The organism is Pseudarthrobacter cellobiosi (assembly GCF_023913815.1).
In the GTDB taxonomy this organism is placed as follows: domain Bacteria; phylum Actinomycetota; class Actinomycetes; order Actinomycetales; family Micrococcaceae; genus Arthrobacter; species Arthrobacter cellobiosi.
Window position 1 is genome coordinate 109,751 of sequence record NZ_JAMXBK010000024.1, and the last position, 21,879, is coordinate 131,629.

Annotated in this window: 17 protein-coding genes; 5 read left to right on the plus strand and 12 right to left on the minus strand. The window is 67.3% G+C overall.

Annotated elements, in window-relative coordinates; all coding sequences use genetic code 11:
• Positions 1 to 65 precede the first annotated feature (65 nt).
• Positions 66 to 1,088, minus strand: a complete 1,023-nt coding sequence (gene nudC / locus NG701_RS10910) for an NAD(+) diphosphatase (protein ID WP_252567342.1) — start codon at positions 1,086 to 1,088, stop codon at positions 66 to 68.
• 168 nt (positions 1,089 to 1,256) lie between these two features.
• On the opposite strand from nudC, the gene NG701_RS10915 reads away from it, so the two are divergent.
• Complete coding sequence (locus NG701_RS10915; protein WP_252567344.1) at positions 1,257 to 2,501, plus strand: macrolide 2'-phosphotransferase; 1,245 nt, start codon at positions 1,257 to 1,259, stop codon at positions 2,499 to 2,501.
• 68 nt (positions 2,502 to 2,569) lie between these two features.
• On the opposite strand, the gene NG701_RS10920 is transcribed toward NG701_RS10915, so the two are convergent.
• From NG701_RS10920 to NG701_RS10930, 3 genes are all read right to left on the minus strand, one after another.
• Positions 2,570 to 6,142, minus strand: a complete 3,573-nt coding sequence (locus tag NG701_RS10920) for an ATP-dependent helicase (protein ID WP_252567346.1) — start codon at positions 6,140 to 6,142, stop codon at positions 2,570 to 2,572.
• Entirely contained in the window at positions 6,139 to 9,471 is a 3,333-nt protein-coding gene (locus NG701_RS10925) for an ATP-dependent helicase (protein ID WP_252567654.1), read from the minus strand. Before NG701_RS10925 ends, NG701_RS10920 begins: the two co-directional genes overlap by 4 nt.
• 89 nt (positions 9,472 to 9,560) lie before the next feature.
• On the minus strand, positions 9,561 to 9,977 hold the full coding sequence (locus NG701_RS10930; RefSeq protein ID WP_252567348.1) for an MGMT family protein: 417 nt from the start codon (positions 9,975 to 9,977) through the stop codon (positions 9,561 to 9,563).
• A gap of 63 nt (positions 9,978 to 10,040) precedes the next feature.
• Between NG701_RS10930 and NG701_RS10935 the strand changes: the two genes are divergently transcribed.
• The 4 genes from NG701_RS10935 to NG701_RS10950 all read left to right on the plus strand — a co-directional run bounded on the left by NG701_RS10935 (position 10,041) and on the right by NG701_RS10950 (position 13,505).
• Entirely contained in the window at positions 10,041 to 10,748 is a 708-nt protein-coding gene (locus tag NG701_RS10935; RefSeq protein WP_252567350.1) for a 3'-5' exonuclease, read from the plus strand.
• A gap of 305 nt (positions 10,749 to 11,053) precedes the next feature.
• The gene (locus tag NG701_RS10940) at positions 11,054 to 11,989 is read left to right on the plus strand and encodes an ABC transporter substrate-binding protein (protein ID WP_252567352.1); all 936 of its coding nucleotides are present in this window, start codon (positions 11,054 to 11,056) and stop codon (positions 11,987 to 11,989) included.
• A gap of 17 nt (positions 11,990 to 12,006) precedes the next feature.
• Positions 12,007 to 12,771 carry an amino acid ABC transporter permease gene (locus NG701_RS10945; protein WP_056343886.1) on the plus strand — a complete coding sequence of 255 codons (765 nt, stop codon included), beginning with the start codon at positions 12,007 to 12,009 and terminating at the stop codon, positions 12,769 to 12,771.
• Positions 12,768 to 13,505, plus strand: a complete 738-nt coding sequence (locus tag NG701_RS10950; protein WP_252567354.1) for an amino acid ABC transporter ATP-binding protein — start codon at positions 12,768 to 12,770, stop codon at positions 13,503 to 13,505. The genes NG701_RS10945 and NG701_RS10950 overlap by 4 nt, the downstream gene beginning before the upstream one ends.
• A gap of 125 nt (positions 13,506 to 13,630) precedes the next feature.
• Here the strand turns inward: NG701_RS10950 and hemL are convergent, their stop codons facing one another.
• From hemL to NG701_RS10990, 8 genes are all read right to left on the minus strand, one after another.
• Positions 13,631 to 14,950 carry a glutamate-1-semialdehyde 2,1-aminomutase gene (hemL, locus tag NG701_RS10955; RefSeq protein WP_252567356.1) on the minus strand — a complete coding sequence of 440 codons (1,320 nt, stop codon included), beginning with the start codon at positions 14,948 to 14,950 and terminating at the stop codon, positions 13,631 to 13,633.
• 93 nt (positions 14,951 to 15,043) lie between these two features.
• Complete coding sequence (locus tag NG701_RS10960; protein ID WP_252567359.1) at positions 15,044 to 16,162, minus strand: LLM class flavin-dependent oxidoreductase; 1,119 nt, start codon at positions 16,160 to 16,162, stop codon at positions 15,044 to 15,046.
• A 43-nt stretch (positions 16,163 to 16,205) separates the two neighbouring features.
• On the minus strand, positions 16,206 to 17,186 hold the full coding sequence (gene hemB / locus NG701_RS10965; RefSeq protein WP_252567361.1) for a porphobilinogen synthase: 981 nt from the start codon (positions 17,184 to 17,186) through the stop codon (positions 16,206 to 16,208).
• On the minus strand, positions 17,183 to 18,058 hold the full coding sequence (locus NG701_RS10970; RefSeq protein ID WP_252567363.1) for a uroporphyrinogen-III synthase: 876 nt from the start codon (positions 18,056 to 18,058) through the stop codon (positions 17,183 to 17,185). The genes hemB and NG701_RS10970 overlap by 4 nt, the downstream gene beginning before the upstream one ends.
• Positions 18,045 to 19,028 carry a hydroxymethylbilane synthase gene (gene hemC / locus NG701_RS10975; RefSeq protein WP_252567365.1) on the minus strand — a complete coding sequence of 328 codons (984 nt, stop codon included), beginning with the start codon at positions 19,026 to 19,028 and terminating at the stop codon, positions 18,045 to 18,047. Before hemC ends, NG701_RS10970 begins: the two co-directional genes overlap by 14 nt.
• Positions 19,025 to 20,290 carry a ferrochelatase gene (locus NG701_RS10980; protein WP_252567367.1) on the minus strand — a complete coding sequence of 422 codons (1,266 nt, stop codon included), beginning with the start codon at positions 20,288 to 20,290 and terminating at the stop codon, positions 19,025 to 19,027. The genes hemC and NG701_RS10980 overlap by 4 nt, the downstream gene beginning before the upstream one ends.
• On the minus strand, positions 20,287 to 20,988 hold the full coding sequence (gene hemQ / locus NG701_RS10985) for a hydrogen peroxide-dependent heme synthase (protein WP_252567369.1): 702 nt from the start codon (positions 20,986 to 20,988) through the stop codon (positions 20,287 to 20,289). The genes NG701_RS10980 and hemQ overlap by 4 nt, the downstream gene beginning before the upstream one ends.
• A 121-nt stretch (positions 20,989 to 21,109) precedes the next feature.
• A complete protein-coding gene (locus NG701_RS10990; protein WP_252567371.1) occupies positions 21,110 to 21,850 on the minus strand; it encodes a hypothetical protein in 741 nt (246 codons plus the stop codon).
• Positions 21,851 to 21,879: the final 29 nt, after the last annotated feature.

Below are 21,879 nucleotides of genomic sequence, written 5' to 3' on the forward strand. Positions count from 1 at the left end.
TGCTCTGTTGTTGTCGCGACTGCCACGTGCTGGCGTCTGGCCAATGGTGATGCCTGTTCCGGGAGTCAGGTGTCCGTGCGGTCCATGATCCGGCCGCCATACCAGTGCTCAATCAGCGAGCGTGCGATGGACAGCCTGCTGGAGATGGTGATTTCACCGGTAAGCACGGCGTCCTGGAGTTCCTCCCGGCTGAACCAGCGCGCACGGGTTACCTCCACGCCGTCGGGCTTTGCCACGGCGTCTTCGGTGATGGCGGTAAATCCAAGCATAAGGGAGGCCGGGAACGGCCATGACTGCGAGCCCAAGTACTGGCATCCTGTGACCCGGACGCCCACTTCTTCGTGGATTTCCCTGACGACGGCCTGTTCCAGGGATTCGCCTGGTTCGACGAATCCGGCCAGCGTGGAGTAATTCTTCGCGTCAACCGGTCCGCCTCCACCGAGCAGCAGCCGTCCGTCCGGCCCCACCACCGTGACGATGATGGCCGGATCCGTCCGGGGGTAGTGTTCCGAGCTGTCCTGGGGGCAGCGGCGGACCCAGCCGCCGGCCTCCACGGCAGTTCGGGCCCCGCAGCGGGGGCAGTGCGTATGGCCAGCGTGCCAGTTGGCGATGGCGCTGGCCTCGACGAACAACGCCGTGTCAGTGGGGTTCAGGACGGCGGCGATGTCACGGAAGCCGGCCCACTCCGAATTGCCCGGGATTCCGGCAGTGCCTGGCTCGGCAGGTTCGGGAAGGACAACAAGGACCATTTCGGTGCCGGCGGTAAGGTCCGAGCCGTCCAGCGCGGCGCCAAGATAGATGACCTGCTCCGGGGCTGAGCCACCGTCCCGCACGTCAGCCAGCAGCTGGGCGGCTGCGGGCAGCAGGAGCTGGTTACCCTGCACCAGGGCCTGCCGCCCGGCAAGGACCACTGCCCGCGTGTGCTCGCTGTCCAGCAATTCCTCAACCATGCCTGGCCTGACACGGTCAGCGGAGCCGCGGTCCACGGCAGCCGGGAGAACCGGCAGTACGGTATCGAACAGGTGGTTGGCCGGCAGCTGGGCTGCCTGCGGCTGGTAGGCCGGTATAGCGGACTCCGCATGACTCATGTTTCCACCGTACTGACTCGGACTGACAATTTACATTCGGCCGGGACATTCGGCGGGACATCTGGCGTGGGCGTCCGGACAGGGTGCGGAAGCCAACTTTTGCAGCATATCTGGAGACTCGCCGCCGCACATCGTTGTCTTGGACGCCACTCAATCTACCGTGGAACGGTGAGAAGAAAACCGATCGAACTGGCAGCCGTGGCAACCGCGGCAGTCCCCGGGCTGACCCCAACCGCCGTTAGCTCCGCTGCGGACGATCCCGCGGATTTCGACTCCGCGCTGCTGCTGGATTCGGAAGACAAACAGTGGCGGGTCAGGTCCCCGCGGCATGCGGAAGCCAGTGCCAGGCTCGAGACGGAGTTCCTCGTCCTCCGGGCATTCGCACCGGCCATCCGGGCCGAGCTGCCCTTCCTTATGCCCACTGTGGCCGGCAGCGTCCGGCTTGGCAACCTCAGCACCTTTGTGTACTCCCATCTGGCCGGGAGCACGCAAAGTGTGGAAGAACTCACCGCGGGTCCGGCCGCGCTCGCCCGGGAAATCGGGACAGCGCTGGCGGCCATCCATGATCTTCCGCACTCCCTGGTCAGCAATGCCGACCTGCCCAGCTACACGCCCAACGAATTCCGCCAGCGCCGGCTCAACGAGCTCGACCAGGCGGCCACCACCGGAAAAATCCCGGCGTCGCTGCTGCTCCGCTGGGAACATGCCCTTGAAGACGTCTCGCTGTGGCGGTTCAACCCGTGCGTTGTCCACGGGGACCTCCATGAGGACAACCTGCTCGTGGAAAGCGGCCGCGTCACGGCCGTTACGGGCTGGACGGACCTGCGGATCGGGGATCCCGCCGACGACTTCGCCTGGCTGGTTGCCTCGAACGAACAGGATTTCGTGGATGCAGTTCTTGCCGGTTACACCGGCAGCCGCCGCGACGCCCCGGACCAGCACCTGCTACGGCGGGCTGCCCTGTCTGCCGAGTTCGCGTTGGCGCAATACCTGGTCAAGGGCATCGCTGCCGGCGACGCGGGTATGGTTGCCGAAGCCGAAGGCATGCTGGAAACCCTCGCGGCCGACGTCGAAGAGCACGGCGGCCAGGCCATCAGTGTTGAGCCGCTGCCCGCCCCGGCTGCCCGGGCCGACGACGCCGCCCAGTCCCCGGCAGCCCATTCCCAATCGGTGGGTGTGGCCGCTGCTCCGGCGGTGACCGTCGTCCCCGTGCCCGTCCCGTCGGTGGAGCCGGTTCCTGTGGTGCCCGCAGTGGAAGTCAGCCCTATCCCGGCCGAGCCCCTCCCGTCCGACGAAGCACCGGCGGACGAAGACTCTGCAGACGAAGCACCGGCAGCCAAGCCGTCAGTACGCCCCTCCGCCGAGGACACGTCCACCGCGGCCATCAGCATCGTCGAAGTCAGGAAGCACTGACACCAGGGAGCGCTTCCAGACGTCAGGGCGCCGACCCCAGCGAGCACTGACCTCAGGGAGCAGTGACATCACGGAGCAGTGACATCGAGGGCGGCGGCCACGATCTGTTCGAGCTCCTCAGCGGAGCCCAGGTCGTGCGGCCGCACCACTTGGTTGTCCGCAACATAGAAGAAGGCGGCCCTGACGTCGTCCACCGCCACGCCCTTGAGCCGGGCCCACGCCAGCCGGTACGCGGCGAGCTGCACCGACTTGGCCCGCAGCTGCGCAGCGGAGGGCCGGCGGCCGGTTTTCCAGTCCACGAGGTCCCACCTCCCGTCCGCGTCCTGGAAGACGGCGTCGATGCGCCCGCGGACCACCACGTCTCCCACGCGCGTTTCCACCGGCACTTCGACAAATGCCGGTGACCTGTCGGCCCATTCCGAGGCTTTGAAGGTGGCCACCATGGTGTCGAGGTCGTAGGCGGCGTCAATATGGTCGTCGGAGCCGGGGGCCTCGCCGAGATCCAGCATGCCAGCTGCGCCGAAGTACTCTTCAACCCAGGCGTGGAATGCCGTTCCCTTTCTCGCCGACATGCCGGGCTCACGCGGTACAGGCCTTCGCAGCCGGCCCACTACCCCCGCCGGGTCCTCGCCAAGATCCACCAGCGTGGACGCAGAGATGTGGCCGGGCAGATGAACGTTCTGCCCGGAGGCGCGCCTGGACCGCCGCTCCAGCAGCAAGGCAGCTTCTCTGGCCCAGCCCGCCGCATTGGCCCGGAGCCTTGGCCCGGACTCATTGGCGGATGCAGGTTCAAGAATCGGCGCAGGGTCCTCAGGAATCAAGGACTCCAAGGCTGCCCGGACGCGTGCCGCGGCGCTCTCCATGGCCAGTCGCCTGCCGGGAACAACCCGCAGGCGTTCCCCGGTCCGCGCATCAACTGGACCTTCGAGGGGGTCATAGGGCCATCTGGCCACCTCCGTTTCGCTAGTCAACGGGCTCTTTTCAGGCAGGGAGGCTTCGTCCACTGACGCCGGGTGCACCATGGCGGCACAGATTTCCGCGGCGTCCGCCGGGGCCGTGTTGGGGCCGGAGCCGACAAGCTGTTCCAGTTCAGCGAGGAACGGTGACATCTCGGCACGGCCTGCCCTGGAGCCCACCCATGCTGCGCTGGCGACCCAGAGGACGTGCTTTGCCCTGGTGTAGGCCACGTATGCCAGACGGCGTTCCTCGCCCTCACCATGGACCTGGACGGCTGATTTGAAGTCCCTCTCGGCATCCAGCCAGCCTTTCTGGTCCGGCTGGTCAGTATCCCATTGGGGCAGATCCGAACGGTCCCCCCGCAGCGGCCACGGCAGGGCCGCCGCGCCACTGCTCCAGCGCGAATCCTTGTTGCTGGGGAAGGCGCCGGCGTTGAGGCCCGGAACAAAGACGACGTCCCATTCCAGGCCCTTGGACGCATGGACGGTCAGCAGCTGTACAGCCTCGCGGTTGATATCCGACGGCGGAGCTTCGAGGCCGTTTTCCTCGGCCGCGGCAGCTTCCAGCCAGGCAAGGAAGGCGAGGATGTCCACCCGGTGCGAGGTCCGCAGGAAGCCGGCCGCCGCGTCCTGGAAGGCGTCCAGGTTTCGGCGGGCCTGGTGGATGCTGGTTCCCGGGCGTGCTGCCACTTCGATGTCGAGCAACATGGCGCGTTCCACTACGCCGAGCAGGGTGGTGAGGTCGTCCCCGAGGTAGCCGCGCAGCTGCCTGAGTTCCGTCGAGAGCCTGCCGAGGCGGTCGCGGGCCACTTCGGTCAGCGACCGACCGTTGGAAGAGGTCCAATCTTCGCGTGGCAGCCAGTCCAGCGCTTCAACCAGGCTGGCACCGTCCGTCAGGTCGCTTTCGATGACGGCCTCGTCGGACGCGTCGGCGGCCCCGTCCTCCGGCGTGGCCGTGCCGGCGGGGCGGCCGCGACGGCGTGCGAGGTGGCTGGACCAGTCTCGGAAGGCCATCAGGTCTGCTGGCCCGATCCGCCAGCGTGCGCCGGCCAGGAGGCGCATCAGGGAGTCCGAGCGTCCGGGATCGGCAAGCACCCGGAGCGTGGCCACCAGATCAACGATCTCGGGAGTGTCGAGCAGTCCGCCGAGCCCCACGATTTCGTAGGCAATCCCCCGCGCCTCGAACTCACGCCGGATGGTTTCCATCTGGGCGCGCCGCCGGCACAGGACAGCCAGTGCCGGCGGCACCGGTGTGCCGTCGGCCTCACGTTCAAAGTCCGTGACCCGGTACCTCATGACGTCCTCGGCAAGGGCGGCGGCTTCGTCGAGGTCTGTGCCGAAGCGGCCCAGTACCACGAGTCCATCCACTGCGAAGGGACTGGGCTGCAGCGGCGGCACAGTCGCCGCCGCGGTAGCCGTGCCCGCGGGCATTGCACCTGCCGCGGCGGTGCCCGCTTGGGTGATGCTTTCCGCGGCGGCGCCCACACCGGCGCTGCCGGCAGGGGCCTTCTGCGCCTCGGCGCGCCCTAAGGCCTCTGACATGATGTTGGCGGCGGACAGGATGGCCCGGCCGTTGCGCCACGCCGTCGTGAGGTACGACGTAGGGGCCAGCGTGAAGCGTCCCGACCCGTCGTCCCCGTCCACGCGGACAGGGAATTCACGGACAAAGTGGAAGAGCTGACCTGCCGAAGCACCCCGGAAGCCGTATATCGACTGATTGGGGTCCCCCACGGCGGTGACCGCGTGGCCCTCGCCGAAAAGCCGCGAAAACAGGACCAACTGGGCATACGACGTGTCCTGGAACTCGTCCAGGAGCACCACTTTGTAGCGCTGGCGTTCCATGTCCGCAGCAAGGGGGATTTCCCGGGCCACACGGGCCGCAAGTGCCACCAGGTCGCCGAAGTCCAATGCCCCCCGTGACTTCTTGGCGGCGGCGTAGCGGCCCACCATGTCAGCCACGCTTGCCCTGGTGCGCAGCATCGCGGCCAGTTCACCGGCTGCCTGGGGGGCGTTCTTGTTCGCCCCGGCCACGTAGGGACGTTCTTCAAACTCAGCGAGTCGCGCCAGAAGCCAGGCCTCGACGTCGGCCGGTTCCTGCAGGTGCTCTGCGCACTCCCCCGCCAGCTGAATGACTGCCTTGACCAGCGTGGACTTGGCTGCCTTGAAGTGGCTGTACTCGCCGTCGAACGCTTCCACCACTTCGCTGGCGAGCTGCCAGGCCTGGGCCCCGCCGAGCAGCACAACGTCGCGTTCCACGCCCAGCCGCAGCCCGTAGTCAGAAACAATGCCGCTAGCAAATGAGTGGTAGGTGGACACCTTGGGCTCCAGGGCGTCGCTGCTGAGCAGCCCCTCGGGGAACACTTCGTGCCGTGTGTCCTGGGCAGCGACCCGCTGCAGTGCCGCCAGCTTGGCCCGGATCCGCGTGGCCAGCTCGCCTGCTGCCTTCCTGGTGAACGTAACGCCCAGGACTTCCTCAGGCCTGACCCAGCCGTTGGCAACGAGCCAGACGACTCGGTCGGCCATGGTGGCGGTCTTGCCGGAGCCCGCCCCCGCGATCACCAGCCGGGGAGCCAGGGGTGAGGAAATGATGGCGGACTGTTCGGGCGTCGGCGTGTTCTTTTCACCCAACAGCCTGGACAGCTGCTCAGGGCTGAACAGGGGCCCTGGAACGTGGGGCTGGCTCATTCGGTGACCTGCTTTCCGCGGACACAGAGCGGACAGACTTCAGGGAGCCTGCAGCCGTGCCCCCCGTGGCTGCTCTTTGCCGGGTCATGCCTGGCTTCGAAGCTGTTGCCGGACATTACCGCGGCCGCATCGGTGACCATGTCCAGCGCCCAGTTGTCCTGGGCCTCCAGGGGATCCTGTTGCTGGACGCCAGGGCTTTTGGTTGTCGTACCGAGCTGCGCCAGCACGGCGCCGCCCGGCAAAGGTGAGCCCGGTACTACCGTGTTGGGCCCTGCTGAGCCGGGCATTCCGTGTACATCGGCGAAACCGCCCGCCAGGACCGCCGCCTGGTAGGCACCCAGCTGGGGATGGCGGGACAGCTCTGCCTTGCCAGGCTGCCTTTTGCCCGTCTTGAGGTCCACAATGACGAGCCTTCCTTCGGCGTCGATCTCCAGCCGGTCAACCTGGCCGCGGAGCACGGCGGCGCGGGGAAGGTCGGTCCCGCCGGCCAAATCTCCGACGGACTCGGCATCGTCCGTCCCGGTGTCCGCCGGCGGAACATCGGACAGCCGGACCTCAAAGTCCTGCTCGACGCCCAGCAGGCTCCGGCCCTCGCTCCGCATCACCAGGACGTACTGGGCGAGCTTGCGCACCATTGTTTCGGCACGCTGGAAGTCGAGTTTGCCTTCCCAGTTGTCCTTCATCCCCAGGGTTGGCCACCGGCGGATGAGTTCGGCGACGTACTCGCCCCCGGAGGCTTCCGGCAGGTCCTGCGCGATGGCGTGCACCAGGGTGCCCAGGCTCCGGGCGAAGTCGGTGGCGGCCTCTCCGCCGGCCGCCTGCACAAACCAGTCGAGCGGTGATTTCTGCACGGATTCCACCTTCGACGGCGAGACGTAAACCGTCCCTCCGGGCGGGACAACCGGTTCCGACGTCGTCAAAGGAGGCAGGCCCCACCAGCTGTCCGGATGCGCTCCCGGGACCGCCGGTTCCGCGGCGGCAAGTCCGGCCAGGACCCTGGCGGCCTCGGCGGCTTCGGGCTCATACTTTCCATCCAGCTGCGCGTATTGCCGCAGTTCGGCCACCAGGGCACGCAGCGTCATGGGCCGTTCCACCGGCGTGAAGCCCCTGCCCTCGACGCCCGGCTCAAGCGGCGCCACATAGTCGAGGAAGGACGACGGCTGGTCGTCCTCGGACGAAACAGCGGTGCAGATCAGCATCTCGCAGGCCCTGGAAACGGCCGTGGAGAAGCTCCGGAGTTCGTCGTAGCGGATTTCCCGCAGCCGGCTCAGCGGGTCCAGCTGCAATGCATAGCTGACCCCATGCTCGACGGCGTCAGCGTACAGGCTGCTGCCCAGCAGCTCACCGCGTAGCCGGGTATTGGGCCAGACGCCTTCCTGCAGCCCCGCCACAATGACCACCGGCCACTGCCGCCCGGCAGCACTGGCCGGGGTCATCAGCTCGACGGCGTCGTCCACCTGGGCCCGCGCGGCCAGGGTATCCATCGGCAACTCCTGGTTCAGGAGGTACTCAAGGAACTGCTCCGGCCCGGCGCCCGGCATCTGGTCCACGTAGCGCTCGGCTGTATGGAAGAGCGCCATCATGGCATCAAGGTCCCGGTCGGCTCGGGCTCCATGGGAACCGCCGGTGAGGGCAGATTCGGTCCATGCGTTGGCCAGTCCGGTGGAGTGCCACAGGGCCCAGAGCACGGTCTCGGCATTGGCGCCGGGCTCGGCGGCTGCGCTCCGCCCTGCCTGGATCATGCGGGCGGTCCGGCGCGCGGAACGGCCTTCCAGGCCCAGCGTCCCCAGGGCGCCGGGCTCCAGCAATGCTTCAACCAGCAGCGCGTCGCTGGTCCGTCCGCCGCCGCCCAGCAGCTCTTCCCGCCTCAGCGACTGGCGGAGCCGGCGCAATTCAATGGACGTGGCACCCCCGATGCGCGACGTCAGCAGCGCAACGGCGGCTTCCGGAGTCAACAACTCGGGATCCAGGGCTATGGCGTAGGCGTCCAACAGCGGGCGCACGGCCACTTCATCGCGGACCGCGGACTCGGCTACCGGGACACGGACCGGGATCCCCTGGCCCGCGAGGTAGCGCTGCAGCTCACCGAGTTGGCCGCCGTTACGTACAATCACGGCGATCTCGGCCAGGTCGCGGCCATGGTTGACGTGCTGGTCCAGGATGCGCTGGGCAACGTACCGGAGTTCGTGGACCGGGGACGGTACCAAGTGTGCTTCCACCGTGCCGGCGGACTGCGGCTGGGGTTCGACGACGGCGGTGGGCCCGTGCGCGGTTCCGGCCAGGGGTTCGGGCTGCTTGAGCCGCCTGGCCAGCTGGCCGCCCCCACGCTGCGAGATCCGGCCCGCGACGCCGAGCCAGGCCTCGGCAATGGCCGGGGCGTGCCGATGGGTGTGCCACAGCGGCCGCTCGATGACGCCGGCTGTCGCAGAAAGCAGGCGCGGCAGCTCAGCGACGAGGTCGGGTCGGGCCCCACGGAAGCCCTGCACAACGGTGTCCGGAGAGTAGGCGACATAGCAGTCCTTGCCGGCGGCGATATCGGCGAGCAGTTCGAACACGGCAGGGTTCGCCTCCTGCACATCGTCCACCAACACGAGCTGAAGACGATCCCGTTCCGAGGCCAGGAAGTCAGGCTCGTCCTGGAAGATCTGCCGTGCCGTGGTGATGATGCCGGCGGGGTCGAAGGCCTCCGGCATGCGCAGGTCCAGGACGTCCCGGTACTCGGCGTATAGCGCCGCCGCGGCGATCCAGTCGGGCCGGCCGCACTGGTGGCCCAGCTCCTCCAGGTCACCGGCGGTCCGGCCGGATTCGATAATCCGGTCGAAGAGTTGGCGTACCTCGTGGCGGAAGCCGCGCGTCTCCAGTGCCGCTTCCAGGTCCGCAGGCCACGGAAGTTCCAGTCCGGGCAACCGGTGGCCCTCCAGGAGTTCGCGGATGATGAGGTCCTGTTCCGGGCCGGACAGGAGGCGCGGCGCGCGCGGAAGCGGAAGGATTCCCTCAGCCTTGGCCCGGCGGATCAGGTCAAACGCATAGGCTGCCCAGGTCCGGGCCGGTATGGTGCTCAGACTGCGGTCCAGCCGTGCGGTGAAGCGGTCGCGGAGTGAGTCGGCGGCGAGGCGTCCGGGTGCCAGGATGAGGATCCGCTCCGGGTCCACGCCGTCCTGCAGGGCCCTACGGACGGCGGCTTCGATCAGGATCGTTGATTTTCCGGTTCCCGGTGCGCCGGGAACCAGGACGGGCCCTGAGCCGTGGGGCACGTCGACGGCGTCGCGCTGGTCCGCAGACAACGCCGGGACATCGGCGTGCAGTTGCCGCGGCGGGAGAAGCCGCAGGCCCGTTTCGCCGGATCGTCCGGCTGCGGACGCGGGCCTGGCTGACGTGGGTGCGGACTCGGCGGTATCAACATCGGGGATTGTTACGGTCACACAGACATTTCATCATCAGCCACCGACAATCTATGCAGCCGCCGCTCCAGCTGCTCCGCAATGGCGTCGATCCGGTCGAAGTCTTCCTCGCCCGGTGCCCAGCGTGCTGCCATCAGGTCCACCCGCCATTTGCCTTCGCCGGTGCGCCGGAAAGCATCGTGGTTGCCGAGCAGGGGCGTCCCCTCCTGCAGGTAGTGGCGGAGGGCTTCGGCCTCGTGCCCTTCCGGACCCTGGCCGCTTGCTTTGAGGATGCGCCACCACGCGACCTGGCTGCCGTAGTGGCTCATGGCGTGGCCCACCTGCCGCGGACCGCCGGACCCCAGCAGCTCGGCCACATCACCGTAGGCCAGTGCGGTGCCGGGTGGAACCAGCTCGACCAGCGCGAGCACCGCCTCAATGTACTCAGTCCGCATACCTCAAGGTTACCGGCAGTGGCGTTGGCGGATCCTGTCGGTGCTGGCCGGTAGCGTTGAAGCATGACCTCCTGGAACACCCTCCCCCGCGCAGCCTTCGATCTCGAAACCACCGGACGGAATTCGCGTGCCGCGCGGATCGTCACGGCGTCGGTCACCGTGGTGGACCACAAGGGGGACGTCATCACCGAACACGAATGGCTGGCCGATCCCGGTGTCGAAATCCCTACCGACGCCAGCGATATCCACGGCATCACCACGGAGCAGGCCCGGCGTGAAGGACGGCCGGCCCATGAAGTCACCGGAGAGCTCGCAACTGTCCTGCAGGACCTGTTCGACGCCGGGATTCCGGTCATTGCCTTCAACGCCAGCTACGACTTCACCGTCCTGGCCGCCGAGTCCGCCCGCTACGGCGTCCGGCAGTTGAGCCGCTTCCCCGTCCTGGACCCGTTCATCATGAACAAGCAGGTGGACCGTTACCGCAAGGGTAAGCGCACATTGACCGCTTTGTGTGAGGAATACGGCATTACGCTGGACAATGCCCACACGTCGGCCGCGGACGCTTTGGCCACGCTCCGGATGCTGGATGCCATGGCCATCAAGTTCCCTAAGCTCAAGATGCCGGCCAGCCAGCTTCACGAACTGCAAAAGGACTGGGCTGTCAGCCAAGCGGCGGACTTCCAGAACTACCTGCGCAAGACTAAGCCCGCCGCCGTGATCGAAGGCGAATGGCCCGTCCTCCCCCCGGAAGACGCCAGCGGCGACTTCTAGCTGAGAGCTAACTCACAATTAGGGCGGAACCGCGGACTGCCGCCGTCGGAACCCTCAGATTCGGCCGCAAGGGCAGCATTCATTCATCAGATGTTCAGGAATAGTTTCATTCGTTCCTTTATTCGGCTAACCGCGCCTTGGAACATGACTTTATTCGTCTGGAAGCACTGAAAGCCGGAAATGAGAAGATTAAGTTCAGCGGTAATCCCGCCCGGCCGGCCGGCAGTTGGGAGCAAGGCGCCAGACGCCACACGCGCAGCCTTAGGCCCGGTTGAACTTATGACTCTGATGAAAGTGACTTCCTCATGAAGACCAAAGCCATGAAGTGGCTGACCAGCGTTCCCGTCGCGGTTGCCCTTGCTGTCTCGCTGGCCGCCTGCGGTAGCGGAACGGCCCAGCCGAGCGGCACGCCCACAGATGCCCTCGCCGGCAGCGACCAGCAGACGCTGGACAAGTACACCACCGCCGACGTCACGCCGTTGGACCAGATCGACAAGACCAAGCTGGGCCTCAACACCGAAGGCAAGCTGGAAGTTGGCACACTCTCCGACGCGCCGCCGAATATCTTCATCGACCCGGCCGGCAAGTTCACCGGCTACGACAACGAGCTGCTGCGCGCCGTTGCCGGAAAGCTTGGCCTCGAGGTTGAATTCGTAGCCACCGATTTCTCGGCGCTGCTCTCCCAGGTGCAGACCAAGCAGTTCGATGTGGGATCGTCCTCGATCTCCACAACAGACGCCCGCCGCGCCAACGTGGGCTTCACCAACGGCTACGACTTCGGCTTTATGGCTGTCGTTGCCAAGACCGACAGCGACGTCAAGGGCTTCGCAGACCTGGATGCCAATGTCCGCATCGGCGTTGTCCAGGGCACTGTCCAGGACGACTACGTCACCAACACCCTGAAGCTCGAGCCGGTCCGTTTCCCGGACTACGCCACCGTGTACGCCAACGTGCGCAACGGCCAGATCGATGCCTGGGTGGCACCCTCGCAGCAGGCCACCGGCCAGGTGAAGGACGGCGACGGAACTGTCATCGCCGAGTCTGTTGTGAACACCCAGAACTTCACCGCTTACGCCGTGAACAAAGACAACAAGGCTCTGATCGACGCTTTGAACTCCGGCCTTGATGCCGTAATTGCTGACGGCACCTGGTCCAAGCTGACCAAGGAATGGTACCCGGACCGCGAGGCCCCCGCCGACTGGAAGCCGGGAAGCAAAGCTGCTCCGGCTCCCCAGAGCTGATCTGGGCTTAACCGCTTATGGATCTCCTGGACCAGCTGGGTGAAACGTTCCTCAACTGGGAGGAAATGGCGAAAGTCGTTCCTTCCCTTCTCACGGTGGGCTTGCCCAACACCCTGATCCTGGCCTTGGCCTCGGGCATCCTCGGCTCCTTGTTGGGGCTACTGCTCGCGCTGATGGGCATTTCCCGGAATCCCGTGGCCCGCTGGGCAGCTCGGATCTACACCGACCTGTTCCGCGGCCTGCCCGCCATTTTGGTCATCCTGGTGATCGGTATTGGGCTCAGCCCCATCGCTCGGGAACTCACCGGTAACCGGAACCCCTATCCGCTCGGGATCCTGGCTCTGACGTTGATCGCCGGCGCCTACATCGGCGAGATCTTCCGTTCCGGTATCCAGAGCGTGGAGAAGGGCCAGTTGGAGGCCTCGCGCGCTTTGGGGTTCAGCTACGGCAAGTCCATGCGCCTGGTGGTGGTGCCACAGGGCATCCGCCGCGTGCTGCCTGCCTTGGTGAACCAGTTCATCTCGCTGCTGAAGGATTCCTCCCTGGTGTTTGTGCTGGGCCTGGCAGCCTCCGACCGCGAGATTTTCCGGATCGGTAACGATGCCATGGCCAACACGGGGAACCTTTCGCCGCTGGTGGCCGCCGGCGTTCTGTATCTGATCCTGACCGTGCCGCTGACACACTTCGTGAACTTCATCGACAACCGGCTCCGTACCGGCCGGCCGGAGAAGAAGGAACCGGACGAGCTGGCGGCACCTATCGGCAAGGGGGCACAGGCATGACGGAATTTACTTCCGGCACCCTGACCGGCAAGAACCTGCACCTTTCGTTCGGGCATAACCATGTGCTCCGCGGCATCGACCTCCACGTGGAGAAGGGCACTACGGCTTCGGTCATCGGCCCGTCCGGCTCCGGCAAGTCGACGCTCCTGCGGGTCATGAACCGGCTGATCGAACCGGACCAGGGCGACATCCTGCTGGATGGCCGGTCGGTCCTGAAAGACAACCCGGACGAGCTGCGCCAGCGGATCGGCATGGTGTTCCAGCAGTTCAACCTGTTCCCGCACAAGACCGTGCTGGACAACGTCTCGCTCGCGCTGCGGAAGCTCCGGAAGCTCTCCAACGAGCAGGCGCGCGCCGAAGCCCTGGAGCAGCTGGACCTGGTGGGCCTCAAGCACAAAGCTGATGCCCGCCCGGCCAACCTCTCCGGCGGCCAGCAGCAGCGCGTTGCAATCGCCCGTGCGTTGGCCATGAAGCCTGAGGTGATGTTCTTTGACGAGGCCACCTCCGCGCTTGACCCGGAACTGGTGAAGGGCGTCCTGGCGCTGATGACCGACCTCGCCAAGGGCGGCATGACCATGGTGGTGGTGACCCACGAAATGGGCTTCTCCCGCAACGTCTCAGACACCGTCACGTTTATGGATGCCGGCGTCGTGGTCGAATCGGGTCCGCCGGAGCAGATCTTCACGGCGCCCGCAACGGACCGCCTGAAGGGCTTCCTTTCGGACGTGCTGTAGGCGCACCAACAGAAAATCCCCGTCTCCCGGACTTTTCCCCCACGCATGCTGCGGGGATTTGTCCGGGAGGCGGGGATTTTCTTGCTTCAGCCGTTGCGGGCGCCCGTCAACGGCCGACGGCGGCGCTAGGCTGTCGCGGCAGCTGCAGCCTTCGCGGCGGCCGGGAGGGCGTCAAAGATCCGGTTCATCGCGATGTCGTCGTGGGCGGCCGACAGGAACCAGGCCTCGAAGACCGACGGCGGCAGGTAAACGCCGGATTCCAGCATGGAGTGGAAGAACGGCGCGTACCGGAAGGTTTCCTGGGCCTGGGCGTCAGCATAGTTGTGGACGCCGTTCGCGGACGTGCCGAACGCCACGGAGAAGAGGTTCCCGGCGAACTGGACGGAATGGTCCACCCCGGCACTGTCCAGGGCCGCGGACAGTGCCGAGGAGAGCTCCAGCGAGCGGGCGTCCACAAATGAGTAGACGTCGCGGGTGGCGTGCGTCAGGGTGGCTACGCCGGCTGCCATGGCCACGGGGTTCCCGGACAGCGTTCCGGCCTGGTACACCGGGCCGAGCGGCGCGAGGTAGTCCATAACGTCGGCACGCCCGCCGAGGGCCGCCGTCGGCATTCCGCCGCCGATGACCTTTCCGAAGGTGAGCAGGTCAGGGGTCCACGGGTCCGCTGCATCAGGAGCGCCGCCGGTGAGCCCCCAGTAGCCGGAGTAGCCGGTGCGGAAGCCGGTGAGCACTTCGTCCAGGATGAGCAGGGCACCGTGCTCGCGGGTGATGCGGGACAGCCCCAGGTTGAAGCCCTCCCCCGGCGTCACCACGCCCATGTTGGCGGGGGCGGCTTCGGTGATGACGGCCGCGATGTTGGGCCCGTGCGCGGCAAAGGCGGCTTCGACGGCGGCGAGGTCGTTGTAGGGCAGGACCAGCGTTTCGGCGGCAGTGGCTTCGGTGACGCCGGCCGAGCCCGGCAGCGCCAGGGTGGCAACACCCGATCCCGCAGCAGCGAGCAGCCCGTCCAGGTGGCCGTGGTAGCAGCCGGCGAACTTGATGATGAGGTTCCGGCCGGTGAAGCCGCGGGCCAGCCGGACTGCCGTCATGGTGGCTTCGGTGCCGGTGGAGACCATGCGGACGCGTTCGGCGGCCGGCACGCGCTCCTGGACGATGGCTGCCAGGTTGGCTTCGTCCGGGGTGGACGCGCCGAAGGAAAGGCCGCGGTCAACCGCTGCGTGGACCGCCTCCAGGACGGCCGGGTGGGCGTGTCCCAGCAGCGCCGGGCCCCAGGAGCAGACCAAGTCGACGTATTCTTTGCCGTCGGCGTCGGTCAGGTAAGGACCCTGGGCCGAAACCATGAACCGCGGGGTTCCACCCACCGAGCCGAAGGCACGGACGGGTGAGTTGACGCCGCCGGGCATCAGGGTCTGGGCACGGGCGAAGAGGGCTTCGGAACGAGTCATGCCCCTATTCTTCCATCCTGTGCGGTGGCATCCGGCGCCACGCCATGTGCGGGCTCCGGATACAGAGGCCGCCGGATATAGTGGCCGCCTGCCTCAGCGATCCGCGAGCATGTCCGCAAGCTTGTCTGCGACGAGAGGCGCCACCTTGGAACCGAACAGCTCGATGGAGCGCATCATCTGCTCGTGGGGCAGCGTGCCGCTGCTGTACTTCATCTCGAAGCGGTCCGCACCGAGGGTGCCCTTGAGCCGGGCCACCTTCGCCGCCACGGTCTCCGGGGAACCAACGAACAGGGCACCGTCCTCGTCGGCCGCGGCTTCGAACTCGCCGCGCCCGGCCGGTCCCCAGCCGCGTTCCGCGCCGATCTTGTTCCGGGTGGCGAGCCAATGCGGGTAGTACTCCTCAAGGGCCTGCTCGTCAGTCTCGGCCACATAGCCGGGCGAGTGGACGGACAGAGCCTGCGGATCCTTACCGGCTTCGGCCAGGGTGCGCCGGTACAGATCGGCATAGGGGCGGAAGCGCTCGGGCTGACCGCCGATGATCGCCAGGACCATCGGGTAGCCGTAGGTGGCCGTGCGGACCACGGACTGGGGTGAGCCGCCCACGCCGATCCACGTGGGAAGCAGTCGGCCTTCCACGTGCGGATAGACCATCTGGCCCCGAAGCGATGCCCGGGTCCGGCCGTCCCAGTTCACCGGGTTCTGGGACCGCACGCGGTCATAGATGTCCAGCTTCTCCTCGAACAGCGCGTCGTAGTCGCCCAGGTCGTAGCCAAAGAGCGGGAAGGACTCGGTGAACGAACCCCTGCCCAGGATCACTTCGGCGCGGCCGTTGGAGAGGGCGTCGAGTGTGGCGAAGCGCTGGAAGACGCGGATGGGATCGTCCGAGCTCAGGACCGTGACCGCACTGCCGAGCCGGATGTTCTCCGTGGCCGTGGCGATGGCTGCGAGCACCACGTCCGGCGCGCTGACGGCGAAGTCCCTGCGGTGGTGCTCCCCCACGCCGAAGGAGTGCAGTCCGACGGCGTCGGCCACCTTGGCCTGTTCCACCACCTGGCGCAGCACCTCCGCGTGGTGCTTGGGTGCGCCGTCGGCAGACAGGTCGACGTCGCCGAAGGTACTGACGCCCAGCAGGATGGTGTCCGCGGGGACGGGGGCGGTGGGATTTCCCGGGGTTGACGGAGCGGTTACGGAAGGCTCGTTATTTTCATGCATACGCATACAAACCACGGAGCATCCGGAAACATTCCCTGCCGTCTCAGGATTCGCGAAGCCAGCCGGCGACTTCGGAGGCCCAGTAGGTCAGCACGGTGTTGGCGCCGGCCCGTTTGATGCCGAGGATGGATTCCGTGATGGCACCCCGCCGGTCGATCCAGCCGTTGGCGGCGGCGGCCTCGATCATCGCGTATTCACCCGAGATCTGGTAGGCCGAGACCGGCACGGGGCTCATGGCGGCGACGTCGGCCAGGATATCCAGGTAGCTCATGGCCGGCTTCACCATGACCATGTCTGCGCCTTCCTCAAGGTCCAGTTCCACCTCGAGGAGGGCTTCACGGCGGTTGGCGGCGTCCATCTGGTAGGTGCGGCGGTCGCCCTTGAGCTGGGAGTCCACGGCTTCCCGGAAGGGGCCGTAGAAGGCGGAGGCGTACTTGGCCGCGTAGGCCAGGATGACGGTGTTTTTGTGGCCGGATTCCTCAAGGGCCTGGCGGATGACGGCGATCTGGCCATCCATCATGCCGGAAGGCCCCAGGACGTGGGCACCGGCGTCGGCCTGGGCCACGGCCATCTGGCCGTAGATTTCCAGCGTGGCATCGTTGTCCACATAACCGTCGGCATCCAGGACGCCGCAGTGGCCGTGGTCCGTGAATTCGTCCAGGCAGACGTCGCCCATGATGACCAGGTCATCGCCCACCTCGGCGCGGACGTCACGGATGGCCTTGTTGAGCACGCCGTCCGGATCCAGGGACGCGGTGCCGCGGGCATCACGCACTGCGGGAACGCCGAACAGCATGATGCCGCCCACACCAAGTTCCACGGCTTCCGCTGCGGCACGCTTGAGCGAATCGGTGGTGTGCTGCACAACCCCGGGCATGGAGGAAATGGGCAACGGTTCGCTGAGGCCTTCGCGGATGAACGCGGGCAGGATCAGGTCCGCCGGAGCCAGGCGGTATTCGGCCGTGAGCCGGCGCATGGCGGGCGTGGTGCGGAGGCGGCGCGGGCGGTGGTTCGGAAAGCTCATCGGGTGTTCCCTTCGTTGGCAAATACGGTGCCCAGTGCGACCACTATGCCGTCCGGGGTGGGGACTTGGGCGGTGGCTGCCACCGGGATGCCGAGGGCGGCAGCCTCCGCCGCCGTCGGCCGTCCGATGGCGACGAAACGGCATCGGCCCAGCGGCAGGAGGGTCGCGGCAATGCGCCGCGCGGCGCTCGGCGAGGCTGCTACGACGGCGTCGAGCGTCCCGGCGTCGAGCTCCCTGCGGGTCTGCGACTGACTGAGCTCGCGGGGAGCGCCAGGGTGGGAGACCCCGACGGCGGACGGCAGTTCCGCCTCCAGGCGGAGTTCCGGCCGGGCCGGGTAATCCACGGTGCGGTAGGCCACAACAGCAGTGACGTCGGCCCCCTTGGCTGCCAGACCATCGCGCAGGGCAACCGCAGCGATGTCCGCCTGTGGCAACAGCACGCGCGCCGGGGCGGCGCTCCAGAGGTCCACAAGCCCTTCGGCGGACTGGATGTCCACCGGGGCGAGGGCCACGGGGATGCCGGCGGCCTCGAGGATCCGCCGGGAGGACGGCCCGATCGTGGCCACGTGCGTTCCCGCCGGCACCAGGGCAGCCGGCGTGGTCCCGCGCTCGGCCGCCTTTTCCACGAGCATCCGCACCGTGGTGATGCTGCTGACCACCAGCCAGTCGAAGCCACCGGCGGCCAGGGTATCCAGGGCGGAATCGAGAGCCGGCTGGTCCGTGGCCCGTTCAAAGTCGATGAGCGGCAGGACCAGCGGTTCGGCCCCCAGGCTGCCGAGCAGCGCGGCCAGAGGGCCGGCACGGTCGGCGCTCCGGGTGATCAGGACGCGCCGGCCGCCGAGGCTGCCTGCCGGTGGATCAGGATGCGGCAAGGTCCGCGATCTCCGCGGCGCCGGCAGCGAGCAGGAGCTCGGCCACCTCGATGCCGAGCAGCGTGGCACCGACTTCAGTGAGACCGTCCGTTGCCTTCTTTTCGCGCACCGTCTTGGTGCCGTCCACGGCGCATACAGCCGCCTCGAGGTACAGCATGCTGCCCTTGCGGTAGGCGAAGGCACCCACGGGGGCGGCGCAGCCGGCCTCGAGGCGGGCCAGCACGGCACGCTCCGCGGTCACGGCGAGGCGGGTGTCCTCATCGTTGAGTGCTGCCAGTGCCTGCGCCAAAACGCCTTGCGACGCTTCGGTGGAGCCTGCCTTGCGGGGGGCGTCGGCGCTCCGGCATTCGATGGCCAGCGAACCCTGCCCCGGCGCCGGCAGCATCACGTCCATCTCGAAGAATTCGCTGACGACGTCCAGGCGGCCGATGCGTTCCAGCCCAGCGGCGGCCAGCACGACGGCGTCGAGGTCCCCTGGCGCGCCGGCCGCGTTTCCGGGCAGGCCGGGCACGCGGCCCAGGCGGGTATCAACGTTGCCGCGGATGTCCTGCACGTCCAGGTCAGGGCGTGCGGCCCGCAGCTGGGCAGCGCGGCGCGGCGAGCCGGTGCCCACCGTGGCGCCCTGCGGCAGGTCAGCCAGCTTGAGGCCGTCGCGTGCGCACAGGACATCCCGCGCATCGGCACGCTTGGGCGTTGCGGCGATCGTGAGGCCCAAGGCGGCGCCCGTCGGGAGGTCCTTGAGCGAGTGCACAGCGACATCGCAGGTGTCCTGCAGCAGGGCATCTCGCAACGCGGCGACAAACACCCCGGTGCCGCCCATCTGGGACAGCGATCCTGTCTTGACGTCGCCTTCAGTGGTGATGTGCACCAGCTCCACCGGGAAGCCTCCGACGGCGGCCAGCTGGTCCGCCGTCTGCTGCGTCTGCGTCAGGGCGAGCTTGCTGGCCCTGGTTCCGATCCGTACGGTCACTGCGTTCCTACTCCCCCGGCAGCGCCCGCAGACGCGGCCGGATATGCGTCATGTCCGGTGCCGACGGTGGTATCAGCTCCGGCGATGGTGGGCTTCTCGCCGCGGAAATTCGCGCAGCAGCCCGGCCGGCAGACGTCGTACCAGGGGCCCAGGCCGGTCACGGCGGGCCGGTCGCCGATGTTGTTGGCGAGCGTCCGTTCCGAGATGAGGTCCACGATGCCGTGCACAAACTTCCGGTGCGTGCCCGGCGTAGGCACGCGCGTGGCAGCCAGGCCGAGGTTGCGGCAGGTCTCCAGGGCTTCGGTGTCCAGGTCCCAGACAACTTCCATGTGGTCGCTGACGAAGCCCAGCGGGACGATGACGATGCCTTTGATGCCCTGGCCAGCCAGGTCGGCGATGGCGTCATTAATGTCAGGTTCGAGCCACGGGACGTGAGGCGCGCCCGAGCGGGACTGGTAAACGAGGGACCAGGGGGCGGTCAGGCCTGATTCGGCCTGCACGCGGCTAATGACGGCTGCGCCGGTGGCCAGGTGCTGGGCCACGTAGGCGGAACCTTCCTCGAACTCGCGCGGCTCGTCCCCGGACCGTCCGGCGGCCTCGGCATCCCGGGTAGGGATGGAGTGGGTGGCAAAAAGGATGTGCACGGGGGCGTCCGGTGTTCCCGCGGCAGCGAGCTGCGCCCGCACATCCGCCAGCCCGGCTGCGGTTCCTTCAATGAAGGGCTCCGCAAAGCCCGGGTGGTCGAAGTACTGCCGGACCTTGTCCACCTCAAGCCGGCCGTCCAGCCCCGACTCCGTCAGGGCGATGCCGATGTCTTCGCGGTACTGGCGGCAGCTGGAGTAACAGGAGTAGGCACTCGTGGTGACCATCAGCAGTTTGCGGTGGCCGGCGTCGTACGCGGCCTGCAGTGTCTGCGGAATGTAGGGGTCCCAGTTGCGGTTGCCCCACAGCACCGGAAGCTCTATGCCGCGGGCCGAGAGCTCCGCTTCGAGGGCAGCCTTGAGCTCGCGGTTTTGCTGGTTGATGGGGCTGATGCCGCCGTTGGCCCGATAGTGGTGGGAAACCTCTTCGAGCCGCTCGTCCGGGATGCCTCGGCCGCGGGTGACATTGCGCAGGAACGGGATAACGTCGTCCTGGCCCTCGGGCCCGCCAAAGGAGGCCAGCAGGACGCCGTCATAGTTTTTGGGCGCCATCCGGCCGGCTTCGGTGACCGGGTTGATTCCAGTGGGCACGGCGCCCGCCGCGGGCTCGGGCTGGGTCATGCGAGGACCTCGGCGACCGCTGCAGCGGTGATGCGGCGGCCGGTGTAGAACGGGATTTCCTCCCGTACGTGGTTGCGTGCTTCGGTGGCGCGAAGGTGGCGCATCAGGTCCACGAGGTCCACCAGTTCGGGGGCTTCCAGTCCCAGGATCCACTCCCAGTCACCCAGGGCGAAGGAGGACACCGTGTTGGAGATGACCTGCGGGAACTCCCGGCCCAGCAGGCCGTGGTCACGCAACATCTTGCCGCGTTCCTCGTCGGGCAGGATGTACCACTCATAGGAGCGTACAAACGGGTAGACGCAGAGCCACTCGGCCGGGGCCACACCGCGTGAATAGGCGGGGGTGTGGTTCTTGGCGAACTCGGCTTCCCGGTGGACGCCCATCGCGGACCAGACAATCTCGGTGCCGGCGAAAAGGGTGCTGCGGCGGATGTCGCGGATGGCCTGCTGCAGCGCTTCGGGCTTCGGGCCGTGGAGCCACACCATAACATCGGCGTCGGCGCGCATAGCGGAGACGTCGTAGCTGCCGCGGTGCGTCACGCCGGCTTCGGCCAGGCGGACCAGCAGGGCATCGAAATCGGCAGCAGCGTCAGCGCTGCGCACGAGTTCCTCAGACCGCTTGAACACAGTCCAGAGAGTGAAGAACTGCTCGGCTGATTCTTCGGTTTTAGTGACAGATTCGGCAGAAGTGTGGCTCATGGTTACCAGTTTGCCCCTTCCCTACCGCCAAGTCGAAACCGGGCGACTTCTACAAGACGTAGAAGTGCTGAAGGTCACAGGTTCGGTCCACTGTGGGTCTTGAGTCGATTCGGCACTGAGGTCAGATCCGGCGGATCCGGGCAAAGAGGAGTCCGGCAGCTCCGGCAGACCCCACCAGTCCCACGCCAAGCCAGACCTTCGCAGGTTCGGCCGCCGCAGCTGCTGCCGTGGCCGACGCCATGTTGTCCCGGCTGGCGGGCGCGTTTCCGCGGCGCCCCGGTCCCGAAACAGGGGTGGCGTTGGTGCTGTGGGAACCCTGCGTGGGCTGGTCCGCAGCAGGATCGCCGTCCTGGCCTGCATCCTGGCCGTCCTCCAGCGTCCCGGCGGCGGGCGAACCGGGCTGTCCGTTCGGCTGCGTGCCGGCCGGCGAACCGGCGGCATCCGGGGAAGTGCTGAGCGGCGCAGGAGCGCTCGACGGCGGGACGGCACCTTGGGGAGCCGTGCTCTGTGGTGCTGTGCCCTCGGGTGTAGGGCTGGCGGACGTCGGGGCTGGAGAAGGAGTCGCCGTGGACGTCGGAGTGGAAGAGGTTGAGGGAGTCGGTGCGGGTGCGGGTGCGGCTGTGGAACGTCCACCGGATCGGCCCAAGAGGCCGTTCAGAAGACCGTTAACCCCGTCGGCGTCTGCGTCGACAGTAACGTCGGCGGCACCGGTGGGATCAGCACTGCCATCGGCTGCCTGGGATGCCGGTACGCCGGCGGACAGGACCAGTACCGCTCCGACGGCAGCCGCTGCAGCGCCACGCCGGAGTCGCCCATGGATACTGGTCCGGGAACGGGAAAATTCGGACCTGTAGATAACCATAGTTATCGACCCTAGCCACATCAGGGGGT